This window comes from Aliihoeflea sp. 2WW (genome assembly GCF_000497755.1).
GTDB lineage: Bacteria > Pseudomonadota > Alphaproteobacteria > Rhizobiales > Rhizobiaceae > Aliihoeflea.
Window position 1 is genome coordinate 20,718 of record NZ_AYOD01000051.1, and the last position, 6,675, is coordinate 27,392.

General features: G+C 64.8%; 6 protein-coding genes. 3 read left to right on the top strand and 3 right to left on the bottom strand.

Annotated features, from left to right (window positions below):
* Positions 1 to 3 precede the first annotated feature (3 nt).
* Positions 4 to 1,032 carry an ABC transporter substrate-binding protein gene (locus ALII_RS0118680; RefSeq protein ID WP_024588737.1) on the bottom strand — a complete coding sequence of 343 codons (1,029 nt, stop codon included), beginning with the start codon at positions 1,030 to 1,032 and terminating at the stop codon, positions 4 to 6.
* 190 nt (positions 1,033 to 1,222) lie between these two features.
* On the opposite strand from ALII_RS0118680, the gene ALII_RS0118685 reads away from it, so the two are divergent.
* The 3 genes from ALII_RS0118685 (at position 1,223) to ALII_RS0118695 (ending at position 5,046) form a co-directional block, all read left to right on the top strand.
* Positions 1,223 to 2,152: an alpha/beta hydrolase gene (locus ALII_RS0118685; protein ID WP_024588738.1), complete on the top strand. Its 930-nt coding sequence runs from the start codon at positions 1,223 to 1,225 to the stop codon at positions 2,150 to 2,152.
* Positions 2,153 to 2,224: 72 nt separating this feature from the next.
* Positions 2,225 to 3,400, top strand: a complete 1,176-nt coding sequence (locus tag ALII_RS0118690; protein ID WP_024588739.1) for a CaiB/BaiF CoA-transferase family protein — start codon at positions 2,225 to 2,227, stop codon at positions 3,398 to 3,400.
* Complete coding sequence (locus ALII_RS0118695) at positions 3,397 to 5,046, top strand: thiamine pyrophosphate-binding protein (RefSeq protein WP_024588740.1); 1,650 nt, start codon at positions 3,397 to 3,399, stop codon at positions 5,044 to 5,046. Before ALII_RS0118690 ends, ALII_RS0118695 begins: the two co-directional genes overlap by 4 nt.
* 6 nt (positions 5,047 to 5,052) lie before the next feature.
* On the opposite strand, the gene paaE is transcribed toward ALII_RS0118695, so the two are convergent.
* The gene (gene paaE / locus ALII_RS0118700) at positions 5,053 to 6,132 is read right to left on the bottom strand and encodes a 1,2-phenylacetyl-CoA epoxidase subunit PaaE (protein WP_024588741.1); all 1,080 of its coding nucleotides are present in this window, start codon (positions 6,130 to 6,132) and stop codon (positions 5,053 to 5,055) included.
* 7 nt (positions 6,133 to 6,139) lie between these two features.
* On the bottom strand, positions 6,140 to 6,664 hold the full coding sequence (gene paaD / locus ALII_RS0118705; RefSeq protein WP_024588742.1) for a 1,2-phenylacetyl-CoA epoxidase subunit PaaD: 525 nt from the start codon (positions 6,662 to 6,664) through the stop codon (positions 6,140 to 6,142).
* Positions 6,665 to 6,675: the final 11 nt, after the last annotated feature.

Genomic DNA, 6,675 nt, shown 5'->3' on the forward strand with positions numbered 1-6,675 from the left:
CCGCTACGGCAGCATCCGCTCTTCCTTGGCGGGCAGGAAGGAAGCGTCGAAGACGGCAGCGCCATCGACATTGCCCTTCAGCCCCATCGAGACCTTCAGGTACTCGATCGACTGCGCCAGCTTCGCGTCGTCGACGCCGCCGAACCCGTTTTCCTGCACGTAGGCCGTGTTGATGTTGAGCTCGTTCGCCATCTCGAGACGTTCGACTTCGATTTCCTTGGTCAGGATTTCGTTGCGTTTCATCACCGCATCGACGCCTGCTTCCGGATCGGCGACGGCATCGGCGAAGCCCTTGGCGAGAGCACGCAGGAAGCCCTTCACTGCATCGGGGTTTTCGGCAGCGAAATCCGTGTTCACGAGGATCGAGTTGCCGTAGAGGTCGAGGCCGTTCTCGGCCATGAGGATCATCGAGATGTCCTCCTCGTCGACGCCCTGCGCCTTGAGGTTGAGCACCGAGGAGAAGGCGAAGCCGAAGATGCCGTCGACCTGGCCCTGCGCCAGCATCGGCTCGCGCACCGGGAAGCCGACGCTTTCGATCGTCACCGTGCTCTCGTCGATGCCGGCGGCCTCGACGAAGGCAGGCCACTGGGCGAATGCGCCGTCCGGCGGCGGCGCGCCGAGCTTCTTGCCCTCGACCGATTTCGGGTCTTCCGTGATGCCCTGGCTCTTGCGACCGATGATCGAGAAAGGCGGGCGCTCGTAGACGACCATCACCGCCTTGACCTTCTGCGCCGGGTCCTCGTCGAGGAACTTGATCAGCGAGTTGATGTCGCCGAACCCCATCTGGTAGGTGCCGGTCGCAACGCGCGGGATCGCCTCGACCGAGCCATTGCCCGAATCGATCGTCACGTTCAGCCCTTCGGCCTCGAAGTGCCCGTTGTCCTGCGCGAGGAAGAAACCGGCCGCGGGGCCTTCGAACTTCCAGTCGAGCGTGAAATTGATGTCGGTGGTCTGCGCTGCGGCCGGCATCACGGCGGCAAAGCCGCCGAGCATCGTCGCTGCGGCGAGCGTGAACAAACGTCTTGTTATCATTGTCGGAACCCCTCTGGCGCCATTGTCTCTTATGGCTCCATAAAAGCGCCGGCCTACAACCTTGGCAAGCGCCTTTTGCCCAAGACTTGATCAAAATTGTGCATTGCACATGGTCTGCGCATTCAGACGCGGTGCTTCTCAGGAAGATGCCACCTCGATAGCCTGTCACCTTCTTGCAGGAGCCCATCGCATGGCCTTCACCGATATGATCGCCCACCCCTCGCCGAGCGGCGCGACATTGAACGTCCATTTCCGGCAGGCCGAGGGCGAGCCGCGCGGCGTCATCCAGGTCAATCACGGCATGGCCGAGCACGCGGCCCGCTACGCGCGTTTCGCGGACGCCATGGCTGCCCATGGCTTCCACACCTACGCGCATGACCATCGTGGCCATGGGCAAACGACCGCGCCCGACGCGCCGCTCGGCCGTTTCGGCACCGAACCCGCGCATGGCAAGGTTCTGGGCGACGTCGATGCCGTGCACGACCTCATCGCACGCAACCATCCGGGCCTGCCGGTCATCCTCTTCGGTCATTCGATGGGCGGGTTGATCGCCTTGAATTATCTGATGGGTCATTCTTCGCGCGTGGCGGCCGCCGCCATCTTCAACGCGAACTTTTCCGCCGGCGCGCTCGGCCGCGCGGCGCAGGCCATCCTCGCCTGGGAGCGGTTTCGCCTCGGCTCCGACGTGCCCTCGCACATGCTGCCGAAACTCACCTTCCAGGCCTGGGGCAGGCAGGTGCCAAACGCGAAGACCGAATTCGACTGGCTGTCGCGCGACGAGGCGGAGGTCGCGAAATACGTCGCCGACCCGCTCTGCGGCTTCGACGTTTCGGTCGCGACGTGGCGGACGGTCTTCGACTTCATCTTCCGCGGCGCCGACGACCGCAACTTCACGATCATCCCGCGCGACCTTCCGGTCCTGCTCGTCGGCGGACAAAGGGACCCGGCGACGGATGGCGGCAAGGCGGTCGAAAGGCTCGCCGGCCGAATGCAGGCGATGGGCTTTTCGAATCTGCGATCAAGGATTTACGCCGAGACCCGCCACGAATCCCTCAACGAGTTGAATCGCGACATCATCACCGCCGACTTTGCCGAATGGGCACGCAGCGCCGTGGCCTGATCCAAGGCGGGTTCCGTGGCCCGGCCCGGTCTGCTAGGCAGGTAGGACACGAGGGAGCCCTGCTTTAAATTCATGTCTCAACCGCCGCTCAAGGGCGTTCGCGTCATCGAACTCGCCCGCATTCTCGCCGGACCCTGGGCCGGCCAGGTTCTTGCCGATCTCGGCGCCGATATCATCAAGATCGAGAACCCCGACGGCGGCGACGACACGCGCAAATGGGGGCCACCCTTCGTCATGGGCCATGACGGCACCAATTTGTCGGCCGCCTATTACCACTCGACCAATCGCGGCAAACGCTCCGTCGCCATCGACTTCTCGACGCCGGAAGGCGCCGAGCAGGTGCGAAAGCTGGTCGCGACCGCCGACGTGATGATCGAGAATTTCAAGGTGGGGGGCCTGAAGAAATACGGCCTCGACTATGAGAGCCTGAAGGCGATCAACCCGCGCCTCGTCTATTGCTCGATCACCGGCTTCGGTCAGGATGGGCCCTACGCACCGCGCGCGGGCTATGACTTCATCATACAGGGCATGTCCGGCATGATGTCGATCACCGGCGAGCCGGGCCGCGAGCCGCAAAAGGCCGGCGTCGCGATTTCGGACATCTTCACCGGGCTCTATTCTGTCATCGCCATTCAGGCCGCGCTACGCCACGCAGAGGCCACCGGCGAAGGCCAGCATATCGACATGGCGTTGTTCGACACGCAGGTCTCGGTGCTCGGCAACCAGAATTTGAACTATCTCGTCTCCGGCAGTCCACCGAAGCAGATGGGCAACGCCCACATGAACATCGCGCCTTATGAAGTGCTGCCCTGCAAGGACGGCCATTTCATCCTTGCCGCCGGCAATGACGGCCAGTTCCAGCGCTTCTGCAAGGTGGTCGGGCTCGACGATCTGGCGACCGATCCGGACTTCGCCACCAACCCCGCCCGCGTGGTCAACCGCGACCGGCTGCGCGCGACGATGATCGAGACGCTTGCGTCGTGGACGCGCGCCGACCTCCTGCCCAAGCTCGACGCGTCAGCCGTGCCGGCAAGCCCGATCAACAACATCGCGGAGAGCTTCGCCGACCCGCAGACCATCGCGCGCGGCATGCGCATGGATTTGGACGACGGCCACGGCAACAAGTTGCCCTCCGTGCGCGCGCCGATGGTGATGTCGGCGACGCCGCTGGAATATGAGCGACCCTCGCCGCGTCTCGGCGAGCATACGGACGAAGTGCTGAAGGAAATCGGGGAGAGCGCGAAATGAGGACTGGTGGACAATTGATCGTCGACGCGCTCGAAGCGAACGGCGTCGAGCGCATCTACTCGGTTCCGGGCGAAAGCTACCTCGCCGTCCTCGACGCGCTGCACGATTCGAAGATCGAGAACGTCGTCTGCCGCCAGGAAGGGGGCGCCGCGATGATGGCCGACTGCGAAGGTCGGCTGACCGGCAAGCCCGGCATCTGCTTCGTCACGCGCGGCCCTGGCGCCACCAACGCCTCGGCCGGCATCCACATCGCGCAGCAGGATTCCAACCCGATGATCCTGTTCGTCGGCCAGATCGCCCGCGGCATCAAGGAGCGCGAGGCGTTTCAGGAAGTCGACTACAAGGCGTTCTATGGCTCGATGGCGAAATGGGTCGTCGAGATCGACGACGCAGCCCGCATCCCCGAACTCGTCACCCGTGCTTTCGCGGTCGCGACCTCGGGCCGGCCGGGTCCGGTCGTCATCTCGCTGCCCGAAGATATGCTGAGGGACGAGGTCGAGGCGCCGAAGCCGCTACCCTACACGCCGGTCGAGACGCGTCCCGGCCAACCCGAGATGGACCGCCTCGTCGAACTGCTCGAGGGCGCGGAACGTCCCTTCCTCGTCCTCGGCGGCACGCGCTGGACGGAAGAAGCGGTCAAGCAGATCTGCGCCGGCATCTCGAAATGGAAGCTGCCGGTCGGCTGCTCCTTCCGCCGCCAGACGCTCTGCGACCAGTTGCACGACTGCTATGCCGGCGACATCGGCATTGGCGCGAACCCGAAGCTCGCCGGCTACATCAAGGATGCCGATGTCGTGCTCCTGATCGGCTGCCGCTTCGGCGAAATGCCGTCGGCCGACTACACGCTGCTGAAAAGCCCCTACCCCGACCAGAAGCTGGTCCATGTCTTCCCCGACCCGGAAGAACTTGGCCGCGTCTTCCGGCCGGAACTGGCGATCAACGCGTCCAACACCGCTTTCGCCGAAGCCTTTTCCCGCACCGGACCTTCTGCCACGCCCGCCTGGGCGAACCGCACGGAAGAACTCCACCAGAGCTATCTCGACTGGTCGACCCCGCCGACCGACGGCCCCGGCGCGGTCAAGATGGGTCCCGTCATGGCGTGGCTGGAAGAGAACCTGCCCGAGGACGTGATCGTCGCCAATGGCGCCGGCAATTTCGCCACCTGGATGCACCGCTTCCACCGCTACCGCCGCTTCAACGGCCAGGCCGCGCCAACGTCGGGCTCGATGGGCTACGGCGTGCCGGCGGGCGTCGCCGCCAAGGGTCTGTTTCCCGAGCGCGAAGTGCTCGTTTGGGCCGGCGACGGCGATTTCCAGATGCACGGCCAGGAATTCGCGACCGCGATCCAGTACGATCGCCCGATCATCGTCGTCATCTTGAACAACGGCATCTACGGCACGATCCGCATGCACCAGGAACGCGACTATCCCGGCCGCGTCTCGGGCACGACGATGAAGAACCCCGACTTCGCCGCGCTCGCTCGCGCCTATGGCGGTCATGGCGAGATCGTCGCGAAGACGGAAGAGTTCGGCCCAGCCTATGAGCGCGCGCGGGCAAGCGGAACATCAGCGATCATCGAGGTCCGGCTCGATCCGGAGGCGATCACGCCGACCAAGACGCTGACGCAAATCCGCGAAGGAAAGTGAGGCGGCTCAAGCCGCGTCGAAATCCAGCACCAGCTTTTTCGACGTCGGCCGCGTCTGGCAGGCGAGCGTGAAGCCGGCTTCGATTTCCCAGGGCTGCAGCGAATAGTTGACGGCCATCTCGGCTTCGCCCTCCACCACACGGCAGCGGCAGGTGCAGCACATGCCGTTGGCGCAGGAATAAGGAAGTTCGAGCCCCTTGCGGTGCGCCGCGTCGAGCACGGTCGCGTCCTGGTCGATCATGTCGAAGGACCGCCGCACGCCGTCGACGACGACTTCGATGGCGATGCCATCCTGCGCGGCCTTTTCGGCTTCGGCCGAGCGCGGGCGCGGCTTGGGCGCGTCGCCGGAGGGCGTGAAACGCTCGAAACGCACCTTGTCCGCATCGACGCCGAGCGCCGTCAGTTCCGCCGAGACGCTGTCGATCATCTCGCCCGGTCCGCACAGGAAGATGCCGTCCGCCGCCAGCGGGTCGATCGCGCCGCGCGCGGCAAGCTCGCGGATGCGCGCGCCGTCGATACGGCCGTTCAGGAGCTCGACATCCTGCGTTTCGCGCGAGAGAACATGGATCAGGCTGAAGCGACGCATATGCGCGTCCTTCAGATCCTCGAGTTCCTCCAAAAACATGATCTGGTCGGAGGCGCGATTGCCGTAGATCAGCGTGATCGTGCTGTCCGGCTCGTGGCCGAGCACGGTGCGCGCGATGGAAAGCATCGGCGTGATGCCCGATCCGGCAGCGATCAGGATGTAGTCGTGCCGCTCCCCAACGAGCGAGGTGAACCGCCCTTCCGGCGGCATGACGCGAATGACGTCGCCGATGGACAGCGTCTCGTTGACGAAGGAGGAAAAGCGCCCGTCCGCGACGCGCTTGACGCCGACGCGCAAATGCGGATCGCCCGGCGCCGAGCAGATCGAATAGGATCGGCGCGCTTCCCTGCCGTCGATCTCGGTCGATAGCGTCAGGTACTGGCCCGGCTTGAAGGCGAAGATCTCGCGCAGATCGTCCGGCACGTCGAAGGCGACGGCGACGGAATCGGGCGTCTGCCGCTCGATGCCGGAAACCTTCAGTTCGTGAAAACGCGGCGCCATCGGGACCTCAAATACATTTGAAATAGTCGAACGGCTCGCGGCATGCGGCGCAGCGATAGAGCGCCTTGCAGGCGGTCGAGCCGAATTCGGAAACGCGCTCGGTCTCGGATGAGCCGCATTGCGGACAGGCGACGACCGTCTCGCCAAAAAGAGAACGGATCGAGTTGGAGCCATTCACGGGCGGCGCGATGCCGTAGGCTTTGAGCTTCTCTCGGCCTTCCTCGGTGATCCAGTCCGTCGTCCAGGCGGGCGATATGACGCGCTCGACGCGGGCCTGGAAGCCGGCGTCGAGAAGTGCGGCTTCGACCGCGAGTTCGATGGCGAGGACGGCGGGGCAGCCGGAATATGTCGGCGTGACCTTCGCCACGGCCACGCCGTCGACGATTTCGACGGAACGCAGGATGCCGAGATCGGCGACGGTGACACAGGGGACTTCGGGGTCGAGGACGGCGGCTGCGGCGGCGTAGGCGCGGCGTTGGTCATCCGGCGAAGGGTGGCTCTCTATGTTGCCCCCCTCTGGGCTGCCGCCCATCTCCCCCGCAA

Bases quoted from the DNA above. Each gene is read 5' to 3' on its own strand.
- ALII_RS0118690 (WP_024588739.1), top strand. From the start codon at position 2,225: ATGTCTCAACCGCCGCTCAAGGGCGTTCGCGTCATCGAACTCGCCCGC.
- paaE (WP_024588741.1), bottom strand. From the start codon at position 6,132: ATGGCGCCGCGTTTTCACGAACTGAAGGTTTCCGGCATCGAGCGGCAG.
- paaD (WP_024588742.1), bottom strand. From the start codon at position 6,664: ATGGGCGGCAGCCCAGAGGGGGGCAACATAGAGAGCCACCCTTCGCCG.
- ALII_RS0118695 (WP_024588740.1), top strand. From the start codon at position 3,397: ATGAGGACTGGTGGACAATTGATCGTCGACGCGCTCGAAGCGAACGGC.
- ALII_RS0118680 (WP_024588737.1), bottom strand. From the start codon at position 1,032: ATGATAACAAGACGTTTGTTCACGCTCGCCGCAGCGACGATGCTCGGC.
- ALII_RS0118685 (WP_024588738.1), top strand. From the start codon at position 1,223: ATGGCCTTCACCGATATGATCGCCCACCCCTCGCCGAGCGGCGCGACA.